The 21,904-nt window shown below is 36.8% G+C and carries 19 protein-coding genes; 5 read left to right on the forward strand and 14 right to left on the reverse strand.

Going from position 1 to position 21,904, the window contains the following annotated elements:
• Positions 1-72: 72 nt before the first annotated feature.
• From BOQ64_RS13270 to BOQ64_RS13280, 4 genes are all read right to left on the reverse strand, one after another.
• Positions 73-309, reverse strand: a complete 237-nt coding sequence (locus BOQ64_RS13270) for a YtxH domain-containing protein (RefSeq protein WP_129057319.1) — start codon at positions 307-309, stop codon at positions 73-75.
• 101 nt (positions 310-410) lie between these two features.
• Positions 411-1,253: an isoaspartyl peptidase/L-asparaginase gene (locus BOQ64_RS13275; RefSeq protein WP_129057320.1), complete on the reverse strand. Its 843-nt coding sequence runs from the start codon at positions 1,251-1,253 to the stop codon at positions 411-413.
• A 557-nt stretch (positions 1,254-1,810) separates the two neighbouring features.
• Positions 1,811-2,086, reverse strand: coding sequence for a hypothetical protein (locus BOQ64_RS24730; protein ID WP_317127587.1), 276 nt, complete (start codon positions 2,084-2,086; stop codon positions 1,811-1,813).
• Entirely contained in the window at positions 2,086-2,700 is a 615-nt protein-coding gene (locus BOQ64_RS13280; RefSeq protein ID WP_317127588.1) for a cyanophycinase, read from the reverse strand. The genes BOQ64_RS24730 and BOQ64_RS13280 overlap by 1 nt, the downstream gene beginning before the upstream one ends.
• 197 nt (positions 2,701-2,897) lie before the next feature.
• On the opposite strand from BOQ64_RS13280, the gene cphA reads away from it, so the two are divergent.
• Complete coding sequence (cphA, locus tag BOQ64_RS13285; RefSeq protein WP_129057321.1) at positions 2,898-5,528, forward strand: cyanophycin synthetase; 2,631 nt, start codon at positions 2,898-2,900, stop codon at positions 5,526-5,528.
• 34 nt (positions 5,529-5,562) lie between these two features.
• On the opposite strand, the gene BOQ64_RS13290 is transcribed toward cphA, so the two are convergent.
• From BOQ64_RS13290 to BOQ64_RS13335, 10 genes are all read right to left on the reverse strand, one after another.
• A complete protein-coding gene (locus BOQ64_RS13290) occupies positions 5,563-6,024 on the reverse strand; it encodes a hypothetical protein (RefSeq protein ID WP_129057322.1) in 462 nt (153 codons plus the stop codon).
• A 23-nt stretch (positions 6,025-6,047) separates the two neighbouring features.
• Positions 6,048-7,226, reverse strand: coding sequence for a hypothetical protein (locus tag BOQ64_RS13295; RefSeq protein ID WP_129057323.1), 1,179 nt, complete (start codon positions 7,224-7,226; stop codon positions 6,048-6,050).
• 203 nt (positions 7,227-7,429) lie between these two features.
• On the reverse strand, positions 7,430-8,263 hold the full coding sequence (locus BOQ64_RS13300; RefSeq protein ID WP_129057324.1) for a type 1 glutamine amidotransferase: 834 nt from the start codon (positions 8,261-8,263) through the stop codon (positions 7,430-7,432).
• A gap of 33 nt (positions 8,264-8,296) precedes the next feature.
• Entirely contained in the window at positions 8,297-9,418 is a 1,122-nt protein-coding gene (locus BOQ64_RS13305) for a carboxylate-amine ligase (RefSeq protein WP_129057325.1), read from the reverse strand.
• Between the two features lie 30 nt (positions 9,419-9,448).
• Entirely contained in the window at positions 9,449-10,402 is a 954-nt protein-coding gene (locus BOQ64_RS13310) for a RimK family alpha-L-glutamate ligase (protein ID WP_129057326.1), read from the reverse strand.
• A gap of 295 nt (positions 10,403-10,697) precedes the next feature.
• A complete protein-coding gene (locus BOQ64_RS13315; RefSeq protein WP_129057327.1) occupies positions 10,698-11,411 on the reverse strand; it encodes an alpha/beta hydrolase-fold protein in 714 nt (237 codons plus the stop codon).
• A 47-nt stretch (positions 11,412-11,458) separates the two neighbouring features.
• Entirely contained in the window at positions 11,459-11,719 is a 261-nt protein-coding gene (locus BOQ64_RS13320) for a hypothetical protein (RefSeq protein ID WP_129057328.1), read from the reverse strand.
• Positions 11,720-11,723: 4 nt separating this feature from the next.
• Positions 11,724-12,938, reverse strand: a complete 1,215-nt coding sequence (locus BOQ64_RS13325) for an acetyl-CoA carboxylase biotin carboxylase subunit family protein (protein WP_129057329.1) — start codon at positions 12,936-12,938, stop codon at positions 11,724-11,726.
• Positions 12,939-13,078: 140 nt separating this feature from the next.
• Positions 13,079-14,494 carry a leucyl aminopeptidase family protein gene (locus tag BOQ64_RS13330; RefSeq protein WP_129057330.1) on the reverse strand — a complete coding sequence of 472 codons (1,416 nt, stop codon included), beginning with the start codon at positions 14,492-14,494 and terminating at the stop codon, positions 13,079-13,081.
• Between the two features lie 5 nt (positions 14,495-14,499).
• Entirely contained in the window at positions 14,500-15,624 is a 1,125-nt protein-coding gene (locus tag BOQ64_RS13335) for an alpha/beta hydrolase-fold protein (RefSeq protein ID WP_228448371.1), read from the reverse strand.
• Positions 15,625-15,822: 198 nt separating this feature from the next.
• On the opposite strand from BOQ64_RS13335, the gene glgB reads away from it, so the two are divergent.
• From glgB to BOQ64_RS13355, 4 genes are all read left to right on the forward strand, one after another.
• Positions 15,823-17,769, forward strand: a complete 1,947-nt coding sequence (gene glgB / locus BOQ64_RS13340) for a 1,4-alpha-glucan branching protein GlgB (RefSeq protein WP_185147077.1) — start codon at positions 15,823-15,825, stop codon at positions 17,767-17,769.
• Between the two features lie 3 nt (positions 17,770-17,772).
• Positions 17,773-19,179: a glycogen synthase gene (locus BOQ64_RS13345; RefSeq protein WP_129057332.1), complete on the forward strand. Its 1,407-nt coding sequence runs from the start codon at positions 17,773-17,775 to the stop codon at positions 19,177-19,179.
• 92 nt (positions 19,180-19,271) lie between these two features.
• Positions 19,272-20,540 (forward strand): glucose-1-phosphate adenylyltransferase, encoded by a 1,269-nt coding sequence (locus BOQ64_RS13350; RefSeq protein WP_129057333.1) that lies wholly within the window; start codon positions 19,272-19,274, stop codon positions 20,538-20,540.
• A 241-nt stretch (positions 20,541-20,781) separates the two neighbouring features.
• A complete protein-coding gene (locus BOQ64_RS13355) occupies positions 20,782-21,822 on the forward strand; it encodes an SRPBCC domain-containing protein (RefSeq protein WP_129059731.1) in 1,041 nt (346 codons plus the stop codon).
• The last annotated feature ends 82 nt before the right edge of the window (positions 21,823-21,904 follow it).

The following is a 21,904-nucleotide window of genomic DNA, read 5'->3' on the forward strand; positions in this document are numbered from 1 at the left end:
ACAAAAAGTCATCGCAAACTACTACGATGACTTTTTCTATATATGAATGTTAAAAAAACTACTTTCTGTTTTTTAGTTTAAAGAGTCTTCAGCTTTTGTTTTTGCCTCTTCTACTTTACTTTGAACCTGGGAAGCAACATCGTTGGCTTTAGTCTTAAGGTCATTTCCCCATTTGTTAAGATTATCCTTTGCTGTATTCAGCTTATCCTTTACCGCTTGTTGATCTTCTGGACTTGAATTCTTATATTTCCAATAAGCCAAAGCACCTAACCCTAGTAAAGCTAATAAGCCTTTTGTTTTGTTTCCCATGATTTCTATTTTTTAAAAGATATTAATATTAAAATTTGTTATTAATACATATGTAAAATACGTGCCAAAAAATTAGGCAGAATTATAAAATAATGTTAAAATTAAGAAAAGATATCGAAATTTTCACCGTCAAAACTGGCGAAAACCATAGTAGGATAGGAGTCCTGATGATAGATGTTCCCATCTTTATCAATGGCTATAGCACCGGCAAATCCGTCAATTGTTTTAAGCTCGTCAAAAGTTTTAGTGAAAGCCGTTTCTAGGCTCATTCCATCAGTTACACGCGTAACAATCTTTGTGGCGGTGGCATTGCTTACAATATCTTCTCCCACACCGGTACAGCTTACTGCACAGAAGGTGTTGGCATAATTTCCGGCCACAGTGGCAGAGTCTGAAATTCTTCCTGGGATCTCAAAACCTTTGCCACCTGTAGAAGTGGCAACAGCCAGTTTTCCATCCTTATCAATGGCTACACAGCCTACAGTGCCTTTACCTCCGTTACCAAGCTTAGCTTCATACTCCTTTCTCCTTTGGGGAATTTCAGTTGAGAAATTTTCAAATCCGTGTTCTGTAGCATAACGTTTTGCGCCTTGCCCACCTAAAACCCGGTCATCCTCTCCAATTAGGTCCTTTGCTACAAAAATGGGATTTTTTACATCCTGAATATTGATGACACCACTTAATTTCTGAGTTTCACCATCCATTATAGCGGCACTCATACGGATCACACCATCACTCTGAATCTGCGAACCTATTCCCGCATTATACAAAGGGTCATCTTCCAGCAAAGAAACGGCATAAGCCACCGAATCAAAGGCAGAATGAGTCTGAAGGTAATGGTATGCTTTCTCAGCAATTTCTTTTAAAGAGTTCTGTTTTGCAGTTTTTACTTCATGGCTTTGGTCACTTTCTGAGAAAAAGCCTCCGTGGATGATGATTTTCATAGAATAAGAGTTGATGAATAATTTTTACGAAGGTAATTTATAAATAAAAGATAAAAGATAAAAGATAAAAGATAAAAGATAAAAGATAAAAGATAAAAGATAAAAGATAAAAGATAAAAGATCTTGTCTTTAAACAACTATTGCATTTATGTATATCCACACGGATATCAACATCAATTTGGGCGGGCTTTACCTTGATTTAAAATCTTCAACAAGTTTATTAATAGTTTGGATTCTTACGGAATGACAAGGTTTGTTTGTATCATGTATTTTGAGATATTAAAATCTTTTTGTCATTCCGTAGGAATCTCAATAAAGCTATTAGTGACAATTTGAAAAATAAAAGATCTTGTCGTTAAACAACTATTGCGTTTATGCTTATCCATCCGGAAATCAACATCATTAGGGGTGGACTATAATCCTGAGCATAGCCGAAGGAAGCCCGGCCAAATAAATTAATCATATTCCACTGGCTTTAACCAAAACCTAAAATAGGAAAGGAATATTAAATAAAAAAACGGAACCGAAGTCCCGTTTGTATAGTTGTATAAGTTGGTCTATTTATCCTGTGGAATTGGATTGAACTGTGAATTCTCAATCGTAAGAGTTTTCGTTGTAAGGTCATAATGATCGTTCATAGACATCACATGAACCGTTAAATTATCAATAGAAATAGGTTCACCCAGATTAATATTGGTAAGGTTGGTATCCTTAATAAATCTTCCGTCTACCAAAATCACAAGTCCTGACCCTACAGCTGTCATCACATCATTATGAATGAACAATCCAGTATCTTCTCCTAAACCAATTCCCAGAGTTCTCGGATTATTCACTACTGCCTGGAAAAGACGTCCAATTCTGCCTCTTTGTACAAATGCGTATCAATGATAACATTATCAATTAAACCTAACCCCTGTGTAGTTTTAATTTCTCCTTTTAACAGAGCCTCAGAACTGCTTCCCTGATAGATCATATTTTCAGAAGCCGCTGCAGCACCTGCAGAAGTTCCGGAATAAATAAAGTCCTGTTCCTGATATTTTAATAGAACCGTATCGTGGAATCTTGTTCCACCAAGAATAGATGTTAGCCTCAATTGGTCTCCACCAGTAAACATCATAACATCTGCAGCATTTGCTCTGGCTACCATAGCATCAGAATTAGCCTCTTCACGGTTATGAATGTCAAGGATATTCACATTTTTTGCTCCTAAGAATTCAAATGCTTTTTTATATTCTGTACCTACAATCTGAGGAATTTGGGAGGCTGTTGTTACGATTTCAATAACAGAATCTTCCTTATGTTTTGATTCGCTGATGATCTTTCGCAAAATTCCGCGTTCAAAAAAGTTAAGATTCTTTTCAATATTCTGATCATAATCGGTTTCTGAAAAACTTCCTTTGTTTACAGCTCCTCCGATAACAATTAATTTTCCTACAGGTTTAGTCATGGTACAAAATTAAAAAATAATTAACATGTTTGGCGAAATTCGTGCCATCTTTAGTTGATTTTTAATGTTTTAGAAATGTTAATGAAATTTAATTCTTTTTTGATAAATCTTCAATTGCACTATGGTTTTGTTTAGGGTTTTATATTATATTTGGTTGTAAAATAAGTTATTGTTAACTGTTAAAATGCCAATAGACTATGAAAATCGAAAAGATTCAGGCACTACGTGGTCCTAATATCTGGAGTATCAGAAGAAAGAAGCTGATACAGATGAGGTTAGACCTTGAGGAAATGGAAAATTATCCTACCAATAAAATAGAAGGATTCAGGGAAAGAATTGAAAAATTAATCCCGTCACTGATTACCCACAGGTGTTCAGAAGGAGTGGAAGGAGGTTTTTTCCATAGAGTGGAAACGGGAACCTGGATGGGACATGTCATTGAACATATCGCCTTGGAAATTCAAACTCTGGCGGGGATGGATGTTGGCTTTGGAAGAACCCGGGAAACTAAAACTCCGGGAGTGTATAATGTAGTATTCAACTATCTTGAAGAAAATGTAGGAATTTATGCTGCTGAAGAGGCGGTAAAGATTGCGGAAGCTTTAATTGAAGACAAAGAATACAATCTGAATGCCTGTATCCATAAACTGAAAGAGATTAGAGAACGTGTCCGCCTTGGGCCATCTACGGGAAGTATCGTAGAAGAAGCTGTTTCCAGAAAAATACCATGGATCCGATTGGGAACAAATTCACTGGTACAGCTTGGATATGGAATCAATCAACAGCGTTTTCAGGCTACAATTACCGGAAAAACAAGCTCTATTGCAGTAGATATTGCCTGTAATAAAGAGTTAACCAAAAGAATGCTTCATGATGCGGCTATTCCGGTGCCAATAGGAGATTTGGTTGTAGATGAAGAAGATTTAGATAAAGTTATTAAAAAAATAGGGTATCCTATTGTTTTAAAACCTTTGGATGGGAATCATGGAAAGGGTTCCTCTATCAATGTTAATGATTGGGAAGCTGCTAAAATTGGATTGGAGCATGCTCAGAAATATTCAAGAAAGGTAATCGTTGAAAAATACATTACAGGATATGATTTCAGGGTATTGGTGATTGATAATAAAATGGTCGCTGCAGCAAGAAGAGTTCCTGCCCATATTGTGGGAGACGGTGAATTGAATATTCAGCAGCTTATCGATAAAGAAAATCAGGATCCACGAAGAGGGTATGGTCACGAGAATGTTCTTACCGAAATTGAAGTGGATAAAGACACTTTAGAACTGCTTGAAAAACTTCAGTATACACTGGAAACTGTTCCGCAAAAGGGAGAGGTTGTTTATCTGAAGTCCACAGCTAATCTTTCTACAGGAGGTACGTCCATAGATGTTACAGATATGGTACATCCGGAAAATATCACGATGGCAGAAAGGATTTCCAAAATTATAGGACTGGATGTTTGCGGGATTGATATTATGGCTGAAAACCTTACCCAGCCTTTAAAAGAAAGTGGTGGGGCAATCATAGAAGTCAATGCAGCACCTGGATTCAGAATGCATCTGGCTCCAAGTGAAGGGCTTCCAAGGAACGTTGCTGCTCCGGTTGTAGATATGTTATATCCACAGGGAAAACCGTTTACAATACCAATTATTGCAGTTACAGGTACAAATGGAAAAACAACCACAACAAGACTGATTTCCCATATTGTGAAAAGCAATGGCTATAGAGTAGGGTTCACTACATCAGATGGGATTTATATTCAAAATACAATGCTTTCCAAAGGAGATACTACCGGACCGATTTCCGCAGAGTTTATTTTAAAGGATCCTACGGTGGAATTTGCTGTTCTTGAAACGGCAAGAGGCGGAATTCTCCGTTCCGGACTGGGGTTCTCACAATGTGATATCGGAGTTCTCACGAATATTGAAGAAGATCATTTGGGAATGAATGATATCCACAGTCTGAAGGACCTTACCAGAGTAAAACGGGTTGTTTTAGACAGTGTAAAGAAAACCGGCTGGAGCGTTTTGAATGCAGATAATGAGTATTCCATGAAGATCGTGAAGGATCTTGATTCTAATGTTGCTATTTTCAGTATGGATGAGAATAACCCCCATATTGTAAAGTTTGCAAAAGAAGGAAGAATAACCTGCGTTTATGAAGAAGGGTTTGTCACCATTAAAAAAGGAGACTGGAAGATCAGAATAGGTAAAGCCAAAGATTTTCCGATTACTATGGAAGGTAAAGCCAGATTCATGATCGAAAATGTGCTGGCTGCCAGTTTGGCAAGCTATCTTCATGGATTTGGAATTGAAGATATTTCCAATTCACTAAGAACTTTTATCCCAAGTGCACAGCTTACCCCGGGAAGATTAAATGTCTTTAAGTTTAAAAGTTTTAAAGTACTGATTGATTTTGCTCACAACCCGTCCGGATATGAAGCGATTGAAGATTATCTGAAAAATGTTGAAGCTACCAAGAAAATAGGTATTATTTCCGGTGTTGGAGACAGAAGAGATAACGATATCAGGGAATGTGGAAAGATTGCAGGAAGAATGTTCGATCATATCATCATCCGAAATGAGAAACACCTTCGGGGAAGAACAGAGGAGGAAATCAATGGATTGATTATAGACGGGATGCAGGCCTCAGGAAAAGATGTCAGTTATGAGATTATTCCAAAAGAAATAGAAGCGTTAAAACATGCTATGGGAATGGCAGAAGAAGGAACATTCATTACCGCTTTAAGCGATGTGATTTCCAATGCTATTGATCTCGTACAGGAATATCAGGCAAGAGAATTGCTGGAAGACGATAAGAATCTATAAAAATAAAACCTCCGACAAATCGGAGGTTTTGTTTTTACATATTTTCCCAAACTTTCTTTATGTTTCGCATTTTCACGAGATAGAAATATAAAGGAATAAGTTCCAGTCTAATTGTGAAATTAATTTTTAGTGAAGTAAAAGGGATTACTACCATCATAATGAAGCAAATAGCAATTCCTATAATAGCGTCAGCTATTGCAGCTTGCGGTGCCCATTTTTGTTCAAACCAGAGTCCGTAGGCAACAATACCTTTGAACAAAAACAACAATGAAATCAAAAGTCCAGTCATTGAATAGGGATGTGTGGCATTTATTCCATATATTGATAAAGAAATATGAGTCATAAGAGAACCTGCCATCAACAAGATAAGAGATACAGTACCGCCAATTAAAAACATCCATAAGAAAATTTTAATCCAAACGGGTAATAGATTTCGTCTTCGTGTTAAACTGTTATAGTTATCAAACTCATCAAAAGTTGTTGATTTTTCTTCCATGTATTATTAGTCTTATAAGTTATTTATCCAAAAAAAGCATTAGAACTTCCAATCCAAATAGCATCTTTTTTATTGAAATCCACATTTACCATTGCTGCTTTTGTCATTCTTCCCAGATTTTCCAGTAGAATAGGACGTTCATCATTTTCTCGCCAAATATACAACAAACGGATTTCTGCTTTTGAAAACTCTCCATTAATATCTTCAAACAAGGGTTCATAAGTTACTTTTCTCTGTAAAATGTAATTTTCCTTATCATCAATAGCATTGGTGATTTCTTTCGTAGGATTCAAATTCACTCCACTTCCTGCAAAAGAAAAGAGTGGTTTCAATACAAAGTTTTCAAGGGTTTCATTTTCAGGAAACTCATGAAGGAAATAACTTTTTGGAACAAACTGATGTTGTAATAATGGCAAAAGGAACTTAGAGATTTTAAAAAACCAGTTTGGATGCGTGATCCACTTTACATCCACATCTTCACGGAAATCAAATTCAGTTTTAAGATCCGGTATTCTGTCTAATTCATCAAAAATAACACGGTTGTAGATTCTTTTAATTTCTACAAGCTGACCATCATTTTCATAATATAATTTCTTGCCTTCTTTTTTTACCTTGGTAAGGCACACCGTTTTTATGCCTAATAATTGTTCTGTTAGAGCAAAGTCAATGGCTGTTTTCTGTTTTTCCGGAAAGATTTCAAGAAGAATTACGTTTTCCGGATTTTCATCACCTACAATCAGATCTCTTAAATGCTGTTGAAAGTCTTTATGAGACATTGTATTACGAATCTCTGAAAGGAAAGGATACACTTCACAGAATGTATCTTCATAAATCTTTTGGAAGGCATATAATGAAGGAAATGCCTGAAGTTCGATTAATTGCGGTTCAATTTCCCCATTTTCACTTTTACAGACTCCAAAATCAATGGTGAAAAAATGTGGTTGGTTTGTATCGTTGGGAACTCTACAGTTATCTGGAATGGCTTTCTGAAGGGTTTCTGCTGGAAGATCTTTAATCTGGCTAATGATACTTTCACTGGCGTCAAGCAATTTACTTTCAAATTCTTTGGTAAGGAAAATCGGACTTTCGGAAATTCTAAAACCAGGCTCTATACCTCCTTTTTGTTTTAAAATCTCTTTAAGTTGAGTGTATTTTTCATCTGAAAACTCCTGATTAAACTGTTTTCTGTATTTTGGGATCATATTTTTTCTTTTGTGATGTTAAAAAAATCGAGCAATAATGCCCGATATTTTATAGGATGGAAGTTGGATGCTGGAAGAGGGAAGTATTTGAAGTCTGTATTTTAAATTAAGGTGTTTTTTTATACCTGATTAAAATCAAAAGTTGACAGAAGTTTAATGACTACTGGTAACTTCCAGCCTCCCTCTTCCAGCTTCCAAACTTATTAAGCCAAAGACTCAACTTCTTTCAAAATGTTTTTTTTTGCGAACTGAAGAAATCTCGGAAGGATCTGGTGTCTGGTCAGGATGATTTTATCCTCATCATCAATTCGGTCCATCGTTTCAAGATATTTTTCCATTCCAAAATTTTCAATCATAGCTTCTCTGTTCTTGTCGTCTTTAAGGTTTTCGATCAAAGCCTCAGGACTTGCTTCCGGATGGAATTGAGTTCCGAATATCTCGTCAGAAAAACGAACCGCCATTACTGCTCTTTCCAGATTGATATGAGGACGGAATTTTTCAATTGCCATCACAGTCATTCCCAATTCCTCAAAACGGTCATGGTCCGGTTCAATGAACTGATAAGCTCTGGAATCTACTGCATAAAAAGGATTCTGAAGATTTTTGAATAAAAATTCATCTTTACCCTCTTCGGTTTTATGTATTGGCATTACTCCGAAAGAATAGGACTTTCTTTTACAGATATTTCCTAATTTCCAGTGAATGCTTGCCAGTTGAAATGAATGACAGATCAGGAAAAGATATTTTTTATCTTCACTGTATTTATTGTGTTCAAAAATGGAATCTAAAAAATGAGCAAACCTGTCTTCCCACGCGAAACCTTCACGGTGTGGAGTTCCTGGTCCGCCTGAAGAAATGAAAATATCAAAGTCTCCGATTTCAGGCATTTCGTCTTTAAACCTGACATCAAACGTTTTGATGATTACATTGTCTTCAGAGTTCTGCTGAAACGTTTCAGAAATTTCTTTAATGTTTCTAAAGCCTTGATTGACATGATTGTTGTTCATGTCCAGCAGAGCAATTCGAATATCTTTCATTACATCATATTTTTTGTAAAGTTACCAAAAATATTATGAAGCAGGTTCGCCATGGGTGATACCATACTCTGTTTCTGAGATCATATAATCCACAACCTTAGTAAGATCGCCGGTTTCCTTAAAAATCTGAAGCTGCCGATCAGCACCCGTTCCGTTTTCAAGAATTTTCCAGGCATATTCAACCTCTTTTCGGCATCCTAAATCATCTACTACATCATCAATGAATTCTAGAAGTTCTTTTAATAAAACAGGGTAGGGAACAGATTCTTCTTTTCCAAAATCAATAAGATGGGCCTCAATACCGCTTTTGGAAGCACGCCACTTATTCTCATTCAACAATAATCTTCTGTAGCTTCTGAAGCTCAGGTTCTGTTGATGAAGTTTATAAATTTTAGCCACTAAACTTTGCATAATGGCCGCAAGACATACGGTTTCATCAATTCTTAATGGCATATCGCAAATCCTGAACTCAATAGTAGGGTAGAACGGATGAACTCTTAAGTCCCACCATATCTTTTTAGCATTGTCAATGGTTCCTGTTTTTACCAGAAGATCAACATAGCTGTCAAACTCTGCTACTGAGTTGAAGTAGCTTGGAATACCGGTTCTTGGAAACTTTACGAAAATTTCCTGTCTGTAAGATTTAAAGCCTGTATACCTTCCGATCCAGAAAGGAGAATTGGTGGATAACGCATAGACGTGAGGCAGAAAATAACGCATGACATTCTGAATTCTTACGCCTTCTTCGCGATTAGGAATTCCAATATGCACATGAAGTCCGAAAATAAGGTTCTCACGGGCTACATCGCCCATATCATCAACAATTTTGATGTACCTTTCTCCCTGAGTGATACTATTGTCTGACCAATGTGAGAAAGGGTGAGTTCCACCGCCGGAAACACGAAGTCCCTGCTCATGGGCTGTATTGATGAGATGTCTTCTTAAATTCGTTAATTCTGTGCGGGCTTCCTGAATATTCTGGCAGATTCCGGTTTCCATCTCAATCATGGATTCGTGCATTTCGTGCTTTAGATTTTCACTCAATACCGCTTTTCCGCCTTCAATAATTTTTGATACGTGAGAAATCAGATCTCTGCTTTCAACATCAATGATCTGATATTCTTCTTCGATTCCAATAGTAAACTGATGATGCATTGTCTTGTGTTTTTTTATTCTTTTTCAATATTATTTTATGGAATCTTTCACAAAGGTTCCCCAAGCGATATTGGGTTTCCCAGGAACATATTCCTTGGCCTTTTCGATCGCCAGTTTAGCAGCATGCTCTATAATCCATGCAAAATTCTCTTCTCCCACAGAATTTCTGTCTGCATCCGGAGCCGGATTACAGAAGTCGATAGCATAAGGAATTCCGTCTCTTACCGCAAATTCCACCGTATTGAAGTCATATCCTAATGCTTCATTCATTGTAATGGTATAATCATGAATGGTTTTCAATAGTTTCTCAAGCTCTTCGCCTTGTGTCTGATGGGTGGTGGCATATCTTAAATGAGGCGCATTTCTAGGTTCGTACGGCATGATGTGAACATATTTTCTGCCTAAACAATACACTCTGTAATAGTCATCAAAAATAATTTCCTCCTGAACCATCATTACTAGCTGTTCTGTTTCTCCAAGCTTGTTCCAAAGATCATCCGGATTCTCCACTCTATACACGTTTTTCCAGCCGCCACCGTCGTGAGGTTTCATATAAGCTGGAAATCCTACATAATTGAAAATATATTCCCAATCGTGTGGAAATTTCAGGTTTCTGAATGAAGTTTCCGAAGTATTGTCCGGTCTTTCATGAGAGGGTAGCAATACTGTTTTTGGTAACGGAATACCGAGTTTACTCATCAGGGCATTGTTGAAAAACTTTTCATCAGCACTCCACCAAAACGGATTATTAATTAAATAAGTACCGTTAAGTGCTGCGTTTTTCAGATACGCTCTGTAAAAGGGAACATCCTGCGAAATTCTGTCGATGATTACAGCATATCCATAGTCTGCACCTTGTTCAAGCTTGTCAATGGTAACAGGTTCAGCCACAATATCTCCACCACCCAGCTCATTCACCTTGTCTATAAATGCCCAGGGAAATGTGTCTTCCATGCCGAATAGAATTCCTACTTTTTTTGTCATAATTTTTGTTTTTAATGGGTATATTTTTTTCTTTTTACGAGGAATGAAATATGATTTTCAGTCCAGGTTTAACTTATATTGTTTTTTTGACCACCCCGTCAAAAATTCTTTGAATTTTCGACACCCCTCCAGAGGAGGGGAACATCACGTCTTCAACTGTGATATTTGTGAAAATTGAAAATTTAAGATTTTCAAAAACTTAAGTGTACTTCTAAAACAGTTAGTAGTCTCTTCAAGTAACTTAAGTGTTAAAAACTTTTGTGCCTTTTGTGGTTAAAAATAATGGTTAAATACTCTAAGAGAAATAAGCTCCAATAAAGGTTGGGAAAACCATCCTCCACAATGGCCAGTCGTGGCCGATCCATTTTCTTTCGTCATACCAGAATTCAATCCCTTTTACCCTTAAGATTTCAGCCATTTCAATATTTTTATCTCTACAGATATCCTGATCTGAGGTACTCAATACAATATGCATATGTTTGTATTTCCAGGCTTCATCATTCCTTACAAATTCCCTTGGACAGTTGAAGTATACAAGGTCATCGGAATAACCGTCCATAAAATTCCTTATGCTGAAAGCTCCAGAGAGGCAAAACAGATGTGACACCACATCCGGAAATCTGAAAGCAAAATTAGCGGCATGATAACCTCCGAAACTTGCTCCTGCAACCGCTACACGATGGGTTTTATGGAGCTTTTGGATGTAGGGAATAAATTCCAGAATCAGAAACTGTACGTAGCGCTCATAATTTTTTATTCTTTGCTGTGGAGATATTTTTTCATCATAAAAACTCCAGGCATCAATAGTCTGAATATTATAAAGCTTTACTTTTCCCTGCTCTATGAACCAGTTGATACTTCCGTTAAGGTGAAAATCATGATTCTGGGTATATTGTCCCTGGGAGGTAGGAAACATGATGATAGGATGACCGTAATGTCCGGTCACTTCTACTTTAAGACTTGTTCCCAATATGTTGGAGTAGTAATCTGTATGTTCTATATGAGGCATTTTTTCTTATTTGGTTTTAATATGAATCTTATAATCTGTTGAGAAACTCAATTCCTCCAAGTTTGTCGTGTTCCAATAATATCCAGGACCAGAGTTCCCAATTCAGGATGTTTCAGAATGATATTTTCTTTAAAAACCCATTGGGAACCAGGTTGATTAGCATTAGTAGAATCAACAAATCTGTAATAGGCCTTGTTTTCCCATTTTCCGGTATCAATCTTTTCTAAATTATTAATTAAAACAGATCTTTCTGACAGATTTAATTTAATAAAATCAATACTGTTTTGAATATCAGTTTCTTTATTCATTTTTTTAAGACATTAATTTACTGCTTTTTGGAGGAAGTATATTCAGCATTTCAGCATTAATTTTCTCTGCAGCACTATCCAGTCTTTCTTCTACTACAGAAGCCTCACTGGATTTGTAAACAATCCCCACATGATAATCGATAGGAAGGAATTTTACTGCTTCCTCACATTCAAATTTGCTGTAATCAGGTTCTTTATCCTTAATAAGAGCAACAATAAGTCCTGCATAATACCCTGTAGGAGGAGAAACATTATAGTTTTCATTCCTTAAAAGTGCATCTTCAATTTTAGCCCATTCTCTCCAGATATTGATACCGCTTGAAGCTTCTACTAAATCGGGAATATGAGCACCGCCCACTCTCGAAGAAGTTTCCAGAAAGTACCATTTTCCATCTTCCTTTCCACGGATAAACTCGGTATGAGTAGCTCCGTTAAGAAGTCCAAAGTTGGAAAGCACTCTGGAATTAATGTCTTCCAATGCTTTGAATTCTTCAGAGTATCTTCCTAGAGTTTTGGATCTGAAAACACCACCTTCATGAGAAACCTGCATTGGAGGGGCGAGATATTTGGATGCAGAAGTAAATACAATTTCTTTATTGAAAGTAAGACTGTCTACATGGTATACATCTCCTGGTTTAAAACTTTCCAGTAGAAAAAGATGACGCTCTTCACCAAGCACATCTAATGCCTCGTGAAGCTGTTCTTTGGTTGTGATTTTTTTAATTCCAGATGCTGAAGCCTCTGAACGAGGTTTCAGTACCCATGGAGCAGGGACCTTTTCTACAAATTCATTCACTGTATCATCATTGAAAACGGCTGTAAATTCAGGAACACTGATATCTGAGTCTTTTGCTTTCTGACGCATCGCCAATTTATCTCTGAAATAACGGTGAGTAGTCTGTCCCATTCCCGGAATACGGAATGTTTCGCGGATGAGGGCAGCCTTTTCCACGTCGTAGTCATCAAGAGCAACTACAGCGTCTACTTTTCTGGTTTTCATCAGGTGGGAAAACCCCTGGATCAGATGTTCCAGGTTCCACACAGAGGGTTTGATCTCAGGCATATAAAATACCTCATCAATGGCATGCCAGGGCCAATTTTTTTCTTTAAGATTTTCTGATGTTACTAAGATGATTTTATTACCGAGCTGCTTCATTTCATCCATGAAATCATAGCCCTTGTAATAGCACGAAATACATACTATAATTTTCTCCCCCATATAATGTTTTTTAATTTTTAGTGAATTATCAAAAATAAAAGCAATTCTTTATTGTTTGATTAATATCAAAAAATAAAATATGGTGCGCTTTTCTGAATCACTAATCAAGTATACAGAGAATTTTTCTAATAAACTAATTTTTAATGATAATTTTCGATTAAATCCGTGAGCAATTGAACCCCATATCCGGTTGCTGCTTTTTCTTTAGCATATCCTACATTTCCGAAGGCAACTCCGGCAATATCCAAATGGGCCCATTTAGGGTGATTCTCAATGAAATGCTCTAGGAATTTAGCTGCGATAATACAGTCACCAACAGGTTTTAGAGACATGTTTTTTAAGTCTGCCACATCAGATTGTATATCATCTGTCCAAACATCCCATAGTGGTAAATTCCATAGCCTTTGGTTGGTGCGATCTCCGGTTTTTATCAAAAGGTTTTTCAACTCTTCATTATTGGAAAACAGGGCTCCGCAGGTATCTCCAAACATTCTTACTGAACTTCCTGTTAAAGTTGCGAGATCAATAAGGAAATCTGTTTTGTAGTTTTTAGCAAGATAGGAGAGTCCGTCAGCCAGAATCAGTCTGCCTTCTGCATCGGTATCCATAACCTCAATGGTCTTTCCGTTATAGGCGGTAATGACATCACTCGGAAGCAAAGCTTTTTCAGAAATAGCATTGTCTGTAATAGGAAGAACCGCAACGATATTAACCGGAAGTTTCATTTCTGCTGCGTAGATTAAAGTTCCCAAAACGGCTGTTGCCCCGCCCATATCAGATTTCATATAATGCATATTGGTAAAGGGTTTCAGAGAAATTCCTCCCGTGTCAAACAATACGCATTTGCCAACCAATCCAAATGTTTTGGCATTTTTAACCGTGGTTTTATACTCTAAAATAGTAAAAGCGGCATCATGAGCACTTCCTTGGTTTACGGCAAGGTAAGCTCCAAGGCCTAATTCCTCGCATTTTTTACGGTTGAAAACAGTATATTTCAGGTCATACTTTTTGGCAAGGTTTTTAAGGTACAGACTAAAAGTGTCCGGTCTTTTTAGATTGGCCGGTTTATTCATCCACTCCTGGCAGGCGATTTGTCCGTTGCTTAAAGCTTCGGCTCTTTGACTGATATCATCCAGTTTTTTCTGGCTTAAATTTTCGAAATGAAGCTCAAATTTTGCATTCCAGAAAGGATGATTTTTTTCAAAAGGATAATTGTAAGTTCCAATCAGTAATCCTTTCATAAATTCTTCAAACTGTTTTTCATTGAGAAAGTCAGCCAGAAGTAAAGTAGGAGTATCCTGTAGTTTCTCTTTTTGAGTCTGTGAGAATTTCAACGCTATTTGCTGGAGCTCGAAATTCTGTAAAGTGGATTTTCCCAATCCGATAAAGTAAGTAATGCCTTCTTCATGGGCATTGACGAATACTTCATACTTTTTTCCAGTGAAAAATGTTGCAATGTTTTTATTGAAATTTTTCCCTGTTTTAACCCATTCTTCTTCAGTAAATAAATGGAAAACCTGAGTGTAATTTTTATTTTTTTTGTTGATCAGTTTCATAAAATTTAGTTCTTAATGCTTTGTTGTTGTGGTTTTACTTCAACAGGGTTTTCAGTATTGTCATAGAACAGCCATTCAATAGCTCTTGGGAATTCCTGTGACCAGTAAAACTCACTGTGTGTTCCCTCAGGATTAATGCTGGTCCTGAATTCAAAATCGAAAAGATTCTTTTTCTCCCATCTTTTCAGATATTCTTCAAAAATATGAATTCTTTTGACCATTTTAGAGCCTTCCTGTCCACCACCATATAAATATATTTTGGTCTTAAACGGAACCCGGAAGCTCATCATCGGAAAATTATTATTCGGTTCTACCCAAAGAGAAGGAGAGAAGATTAATAACTTGGAATATACTTCAGGGTAAAGAAATCCACTATAAATACTGATTAATGCTCCTAGTGAGCTGCCACCGATTCCTGTATTGTCACGGTCTTTTTTTGTTCTGTAATTTTCATCTACATAAGGTTTTAAAGTGTCGGTAATAAAGCGGATGTATTTTTTTCCCTCAGAGCCATTGGCTACATTGTCATTATCGAATATATATTCTTTGATTCTATCTTCACTTCCATGTTCTATGGCAATAACGATAACATCACCACGTCCATATTCGGCAAGGATAGACAGTTTTTTATCAATTTCCCAGTTCCCGAAACCGCTTCCTTCGTTAAACAAGTTTTGGGCATCCTGAAGATATAAAACAGGGTAGTTCTTATCCGAAGTATGATAATCATAAGGCAGTACTGCCCATATTTTACGGTAACGATCCAGCTGTGGGATGTAGAATTTTTCAGAAATCACTTCAGCCGTAGGGAAAAATTCTTCTTTGAAAGGTCCCCAGTTTAACCTCCATTTTTCTATAGTATCAAATGCTTTCTGTTGGGATTTTTTTACTTTCCGATTGGGAGTAATATTGCCGTATTTGTCCAATTCTACATTCTCCCAGCCACCTTTGGTGAATTTGTATTCAATATCGTCAGCAAGTTTTTCGTCTTCAATTTCTATGAAATAATGAAGTGAATCTGATTGCTGAAGCTGATAATAATAGTCTTTGGGATTCCAGTTATTGAAATTGCCGGTGATAAAAACTGGCCTGTCGTCTTTTTCATCCGTATAAAGTTCAAATCTCATCATAAGTGTTTAATAAATTGTTAGAATGCTAAATTTATAAAAAAGATTGTTTTGAGAATCATAAAAAGTGAATTAAAAAATGATATATTTGATAGGAAACGAATGAGGGAAACTAACTTGATAATTATTTGATGAATAATTAATCGCTATTGTCAGTATTTTTCGTAGTTTCAGGCAAAATATAAATACAAACTGATCTTGATGAATTCTGTTAAAACCTACACGCTTTTCACCGATCATGATGTGTATCTTTTTAAAGAAGGTAGGCATTATAAGCTGTATGGTAAATTTGGAGCGCATTCTGTAGAAAAGGATGGCGTAAAGGGAGTTTATTTTTCAGTTTGGGCCCCTCATGCTAAAAAAGTTTCTGTGATTGGAGACTTTAATAACTGGAATCATAAAGATCATATTTTGTTCCCAAGGTGGGATGAATCGGGGATCTGGGAAGGCTTTATAGAAGACTTACCATGGGGTACCTTATATAAATATGCTATTGAAACAGCCAGAGGAGAAATTTTAGAAAAAAGTGATCCTTATGCTTTAAGCTGGGAACAGAATATCCAGGCAGCTTCATTGGTTTCTACAACCTGGTATGAGTGGAATGATAAGGAGTGGATGGAGAACCGCAGTGAAAAGAACAGTCTGGACGCCCCTGTCTCCGTATATGAACTGCATTTAGGTTCTTGGGTGAGAGATGGAAAAAATCCTGACCAGTTTTTGAACTACCGTGATATTGCAGAAAAACTCGTTCCATATATAAAAGAAATGGAGTTTACGCATGTAGAGTTTATGCCTGTGATGGAATACCCTTATGATCCAAGTTGGGGATATCAGATTACGGGATTTTATGCAGCTACTTCACGTTTTGGTTCACCACAGGATCTGATGTTCCTGATTGATGAGCTTCATCAGAATAATATAGGTGTTATTCTGGATTGGGTACCTTCCCATTTTCCGGGAGATGCTAATGGACTTCATCGTTTTGACGGTTCCTATTTATATGAACATGAAGACCCGAGAAAAGGCTTTCATCCCGATTGGAAATCACATATATTCAATTACGGAAGAAATGAAGTGAAATCTTTCTTGATCTCGAATGCGATGTTCTGGCTGGATCGTTATCATGCCGACGGACTTCGTGTAGATGCGGTAACTTCAATGCTTCATCTGGACTATTCAAGGAATGAAGGCGAATGGGAACCTAATATATATGGTGAAAACGTTAATCTTGAAGCGAAAGCCTTTCTACAGGAGTTCAATACTGCTGTTTATAAAGAATTCGGGAACAGTATTATGACCATTGCTGAAGAAAGTTCAGATTTTCCAATGCTTACCAAACCTGTTCATGATGGTGGTGTAGGCTTTGGAATGAAATGGATGATGGGCTGGATGCATGATACTTTGGATTATTTTAAGGAAGACTTTGTCAATAGAAAATTCCATCATCATAAGCTTACGTTTGCTTCCATGTATATGTATAATGAAAATTATATGATGCCTCTGTCGCATGATGAAGTGGTACATGGAAAAGCAAGTCTTATTTATAAAATGAAAGGCGATGAATGGCAGAAATTTGCCAATCTCCGTACCTTGTATGTATATATGTATACCCATCCAGGCGCTAAGCTGCTTTTTATGGGTGATGAATTTGGGCAAACCAGCGAATGGAATTTTACCAGAAGCCTAGATTGGCATCTGTTGAAATACCCTGTTCATAAAGGATTGCAGAATCTGGTGAAAGAACTCAATCATTTATACCGATCAGAATCTGCTTTATACGAAAATCAGTTTGATAAACACGGCTTTGAATGGATAGAGGCAGATGATCTGGAAAACTCAGTTTATGTGTATCTTAGAAAAGGAAAAAGAAGAGATGATGTTTTGATGACTGTTTTAAATCTTGCTCCGAAGGTTTTGGATTACAAAATAAAGATTCCCAACGGAACGCATTGGGAGGTTATTCTCAATTCTGATGATGAAGAATACAGCGGAAGTGGAGTAGCATCTGAAATATTGGAAGAAAAATATGAAGACGGAACAGAACACCAAAAGTTTATGACCCTCAAATTACCTCCTCTTGCAGGAATTATTTTGAGGCAGCAAAAAGATAAAAAGTATAAATTACACAGAATTAAACACAAAAGATAAAGAATGGTTATCTATCATTTAAGTACAGAATGTTATCCTGTAGCCAAAGTAGGCGGGCTGGCAGACGTTGTTGGTGCCCTTCCGAAATATCAGAATAAAGTAAAAGGAATAGAAGCCAAGGTGGTAATGCCATGGTATAACAAACCTTTTGTCCGCGAACACGAATTTGAGGTGGTATTTGATGGATTTATTCATCAGGGATTCAATATGCTGCAGGTTCAGGTGATGAAGGAAAAGAGCAATGTGCTGGGGTTTGAGCTTTATATGGTGAGAATTCCCGGGCTTTTGGATAGAGATAATCCTTATGGTTACCAGGATGAAAGCTTTCAGTTTTTAGCTTTTCAGCATGGAGTTCTGCACTGGCTGTGTGCTATGGAAATCCGGCCGGATGTTCTTCATTGTCATGATTATCATACAGGGTTGGTTCCTTTTATGGTAGAACACTGTCCTGAATTTAGCTTTTTACAAGGCGTGAAAACCATAGGAACTATTCATAACGGAGAATATCAGGGGATGATGAGCTGGAATATGGCCAATTATATGCCTTCTTTTGATTCTTATAAATGGGGATTAATGGATTGGAACGGACTGATGAATCCATTAGCCAGTATGATTAAATGTGCAGATGCCTTTACTACCGTTTCTGAAGGATATCTGGAAGAACTTTTCATCAGTTTCAGGGGAATTGAAAGTTTAGTTCGCCAGGAATTTGGAAAAGCCTATGGTATTATCAACGGAATTGATACCGAAGTCTGGAACCCGGAAACCGATCCGATGCTGGATTTTAATTTCAACATCAAAAATGCCGTTGCCCAAAAGAAGAAAAATAAAGAAAAGCTTTGTAAAGAATATGGTCTGAACCCAAAACTTCCTCTGTTCGCATTCATTGGAAGATTTGCTACGGAAAAAGGAGCAGATCTTTTACCGGATGTGGTCTGGAAAAGTATTAAACAGAGCTATGGAGCTTTAAATATCATGATTCTGGGCTCTGGAAATGTCTATATAGAGAATAAACTTAAAGAATATGATCATACCTATACCAATTTTGCTTTGGATTTAGGGTATAAAGAACATCTTTCTCATAAGATTTATGCTTCCGCGGATTTTCTGTTGATGCCATCAAGAGTAGAACCATGTGGCTTAAATCAAATGTACTCTATGAGATATGGAACTGTTCCGATAGTAAGGTACACCGGCGGACTGAAAGATACAGTGGAAGATATTTCAACCGGTGGAGCCGGTCTGAACTTCACATATCCTGGAGTAGATGATATTGTTCATGCGATGAACAGAGCACTTGGAATCTATCATCAGAAAGGAATCATGGAAGAACTTATTCATGCCAATATGAATTTTGATTTTGCATGGGAGAAATCTGCAGAAAAATATATAGCTTTATATAATAGTTGATATAATAAAAGATTTGCCCTTAATAGGAGTAAATTGAATAAACACCAAGAATAGAACAGTAAACTTAATACAATAAAAAACGCAATATATTTATGAATCCAAATGTAATCTCTATTGTACTGGGCGGTGGAAGAGGAACAAGATTATTCCCATTAACGTATACCAGATCCAAACCGGCAGTGCCTATTGCAGGAAAATACAGGCTGGTAGATATCCCTATTTCAAACTGTCTGAACTCAGGATTGAATAAAATTCTGGTATTAACTCAGTTTAATTCGGCATCTCTAAACTCACATATTAAGAACTCTTATCACTTTGATATCTTTAGTCAGGGCTTTGTAGATATTCTGGCTGCTGAACAGAATGTGGAAAATGACAGCTGGTACCAAGGAACCGCAGATGCCGTGCGTCAATCCATGAAGCACCTTGAAAAATATGATTATGATTATATCTTAATTCTTTCCGGAGATCAGCTGTATCAGATGGATTTCCGTGAAATGCTCGATTTTCACATTGAAAACGGAGGCGATCTTACCATTGCAACCATTCCTGTTAATGCTAAAGATGCAACCGGCTTTGGAATCTTAAAATCCGATGATGAAGGAAATATCACCTCTTTCTACGAAAAACCGGATTATGGTATGTTGGATGGCCTGCAATCTGAAGTTTCAGAAGAAAATAAACACAGAGGTAAAGAATATCTGGCTTCTATGGGGATTTATATCTTTACAAAGACAATCCTTAAAAAAATGTTTGAGGAAGGAGCTGGGGATGACTTCGGAAAAGATATTATCCCAAATTCTATCGGAAAATATAAAACATTAAGCTATCAATATGAAGGATACTGGACAGATATAGGAACTATAGAATCATTCTACGAAGCCAATCTGGATCTTTGTCTGGATCTTCCGCAGTTCAATCTGTTTTCCTCTTCACCCATTTATACAAGAGCGAGAATGCTTCCGCCGTCAAAAATCAACGGTTCTTATGTAAGTAAAGCGGTGTTTGGAGATGGATGTATCATCATGGCAGATAAAATTGAAAATTCTGTGATTGGAAACAGAACAAGAATAGATAAAGGAAGTACTATCGTAAACTCTTACGTAATGGGAGCAGATTTCTATCAAAATACCACAGAAATTGTCCTAAATGACAGAGCTGGCCGCCCAAATATGGGAATCGGGAAATACTGCTATATTGAAAAAGCAATCCTTGATAAAAACTGCTACATCGGAGACAATGTAAAAATTATCGGTGGAAAACATATCCCAGATGGCGATTACGGAACTTATTCTGTACAGGATGGTATCGTAGTGGTGAAAAAAGGAGCAGTGCTGGCACCGGGAACACATATTGGGTAAGAAGTAAGGAAGTGGGATGCTGGAAGTTATTGCAGCCGAAGTGATGAATGTTGTTTTTCTTTATTGGAAGACTTATAAATAATAATTTCAATCAAAGGAGAAGCAGTAATCGTTGGAATAACAGTTACTTCCATCTTCCTACACCCCGCTTCCAGCCTCTAAATAGGTTAATTATTGTTAAACATAAAACTAGAGTGATCCACATATTGGTCACTTTTTTTATTTGTATTATTTTTGTGCGATGCGTATTTTTAAATATCTAACTGTTCTTATTGTTCTTTTGGGAGGTGCCTATGCTGCTTCCATGTATTATTTTGTGGATGAAAGCAAGAACTTTACCGTTGAAAAAGAAATTGATTATCCGGTAGATAAAGTTTTTTCTCAGTTTAATAATCTTCAGAATTTTACGAGATGGAACAACTTCTTCACCAGTTCACAGGCCATGGATATAGATTATTATACGCCTTATGAAGGACAGGGAAGTGCGATCAGTTATGTAGATAAAAAAAATGATACGGATGGAGAAATGTTTATCCGTTATGAGAATCTTAATAAGACTTTAAAATACCAGCTTTTTGAAGATGAAAATGAAAATCCGACATTAGTTGATGTTAAATTTAAGCCCGTTTCAGCAGAAAAGACCAAAATTACGTGGTATGTACACACTCCGAAACTTTCCGTTTGGAGAAGAGTGGAAAATTTCTGGACAGAAGACCGATTTGCTGAAAATATCAACAAAAGTATGGTCAATCTTAAAAATTCCCTCGGAAATAAGGTTGAAAAAGACAATCAGATGGCAGCTATTAAGTATGACAGTTTGATGGTGGAAAATGAAGAAGATAAACTGCTATTGGGAATTAACGTGAGTACTGCCAATAAAAAAGATGCTCTTTACAAAAACATCGTGATGAATTATAACAAAGTATATAATTTCGTATCGATGGACCTTGGTAAAAAAGATGATGAATTTGGATATCCGGTTCTGATGACGGATGGAGATAATTACAAAGACAAAGAAGTTTCCTACTTCCTGGGAATTCCACTTTCCAAGAAAATTGGAGTGTCTGACAATAACTTTAATTTTAGGTCCGTAAATCCATCACAAAACTACGTAATTTACTACAAAGGGAGCTATGAAGGCCGAATTAGGGCAATTCAGCAGCTGATTCAGAAAGCCAAAAAAGACGAGATGCGCTTCGGAGATATCCGTCAGACCTTTATTGAACGTCCAATGGAAGGTCAGGACGTAAACCTTAAGCTCTCATTATCAGTGTATAAGTAATTTTTTCAGAATAATTTTTTTCTTAAGTTTTTTTAACGGTTTCAGACTGTTCTAACTCGGTTTTTTTATTAAATTTGAAGAT

The organism is Chryseobacterium sp. CH25, from assembly GCF_004119455.1.
GTDB lineage: Bacteria > Bacteroidota > Bacteroidia > Flavobacteriales > Weeksellaceae > Chryseobacterium.

Excerpts from the sequence above, each read along its gene's own strand:
- BOQ64_RS13270 (WP_129057319.1), bottom strand. The coding sequence starts at position 309 with ATGGGAAACAAAACAAAAGGCTTATTAGCTTTACTAGGGTTAGGTGCT.
- BOQ64_RS13275 (WP_129057320.1), bottom strand. The coding sequence starts at position 1,253 with ATGAAAATCATCATCCACGGAGGCTTTTTCTCAGAAAGTGACCAAAGC.
- BOQ64_RS13280 (WP_317127588.1), bottom strand. The coding sequence starts at position 2,700 with ATGACTAAACCTGTAGGAAAATTAATTGTTATCGGAGGAGCTGTAAAC.
- cphA (WP_129057321.1), top strand. The coding sequence starts at position 2,898 with ATGAAAATCGAAAAGATTCAGGCACTACGTGGTCCTAATATCTGGAGT.
- BOQ64_RS13290 (WP_129057322.1), bottom strand. The coding sequence starts at position 6,024 with ATGGAAGAAAAATCAACAACTTTTGATGAGTTTGATAACTATAACAGT.
- BOQ64_RS13295 (WP_129057323.1), bottom strand. The coding sequence starts at position 7,226 with ATGATCCCAAAATACAGAAAACAGTTTAATCAGGAGTTTTCAGATGAA.
- BOQ64_RS13300 (WP_129057324.1), bottom strand. The coding sequence starts at position 8,263 with ATGAAAGATATTCGAATTGCTCTGCTGGACATGAACAACAATCATGTC.
- BOQ64_RS13305 (WP_129057325.1), bottom strand. The coding sequence starts at position 9,418 with ATGCATCATCAGTTTACTATTGGAATCGAAGAAGAATATCAGATCATT.
- BOQ64_RS13310 (WP_129057326.1), bottom strand. The coding sequence starts at position 10,402 with ATGACAAAAAAAGTAGGAATTCTATTCGGCATGGAAGACACATTTCCC.
- BOQ64_RS13315 (WP_129057327.1), bottom strand. The coding sequence starts at position 11,411 with ATGCCTCATATAGAACATACAGATTACTACTCCAACATATTGGGAACA.
- BOQ64_RS13320 (WP_129057328.1), bottom strand. The coding sequence starts at position 11,719 with ATGAATAAAGAAACTGATATTCAAAACAGTATTGATTTTATTAAATTA.
- BOQ64_RS13325 (WP_129057329.1), bottom strand. The coding sequence starts at position 12,938 with ATGGGGGAGAAAATTATAGTATGTATTTCGTGCTATTACAAGGGCTAT.
- BOQ64_RS13330 (WP_129057330.1), bottom strand. The coding sequence starts at position 14,494 with ATGAAACTGATCAACAAAAAAAATAAAAATTACACTCAGGTTTTCCAT.
- BOQ64_RS13335 (WP_228448371.1), bottom strand. The coding sequence starts at position 15,624 with ATGATGAGATTTGAACTTTATACGGATGAAAAAGACGACAGGCCAGTT.
- glgB (WP_185147077.1), top strand. The coding sequence starts at position 15,823 with ATGAATTCTGTTAAAACCTACACGCTTTTCACCGATCATGATGTGTAT.
- BOQ64_RS13345 (WP_129057332.1), top strand. The coding sequence starts at position 17,773 with ATGGTTATCTATCATTTAAGTACAGAATGTTATCCTGTAGCCAAAGTA.
- BOQ64_RS13350 (WP_129057333.1), top strand. The coding sequence starts at position 19,272 with ATGAATCCAAATGTAATCTCTATTGTACTGGGCGGTGGAAGAGGAACA.
- BOQ64_RS13355 (WP_129059731.1), top strand. The coding sequence starts at position 20,782 with ATGCGTATTTTTAAATATCTAACTGTTCTTATTGTTCTTTTGGGAGGT.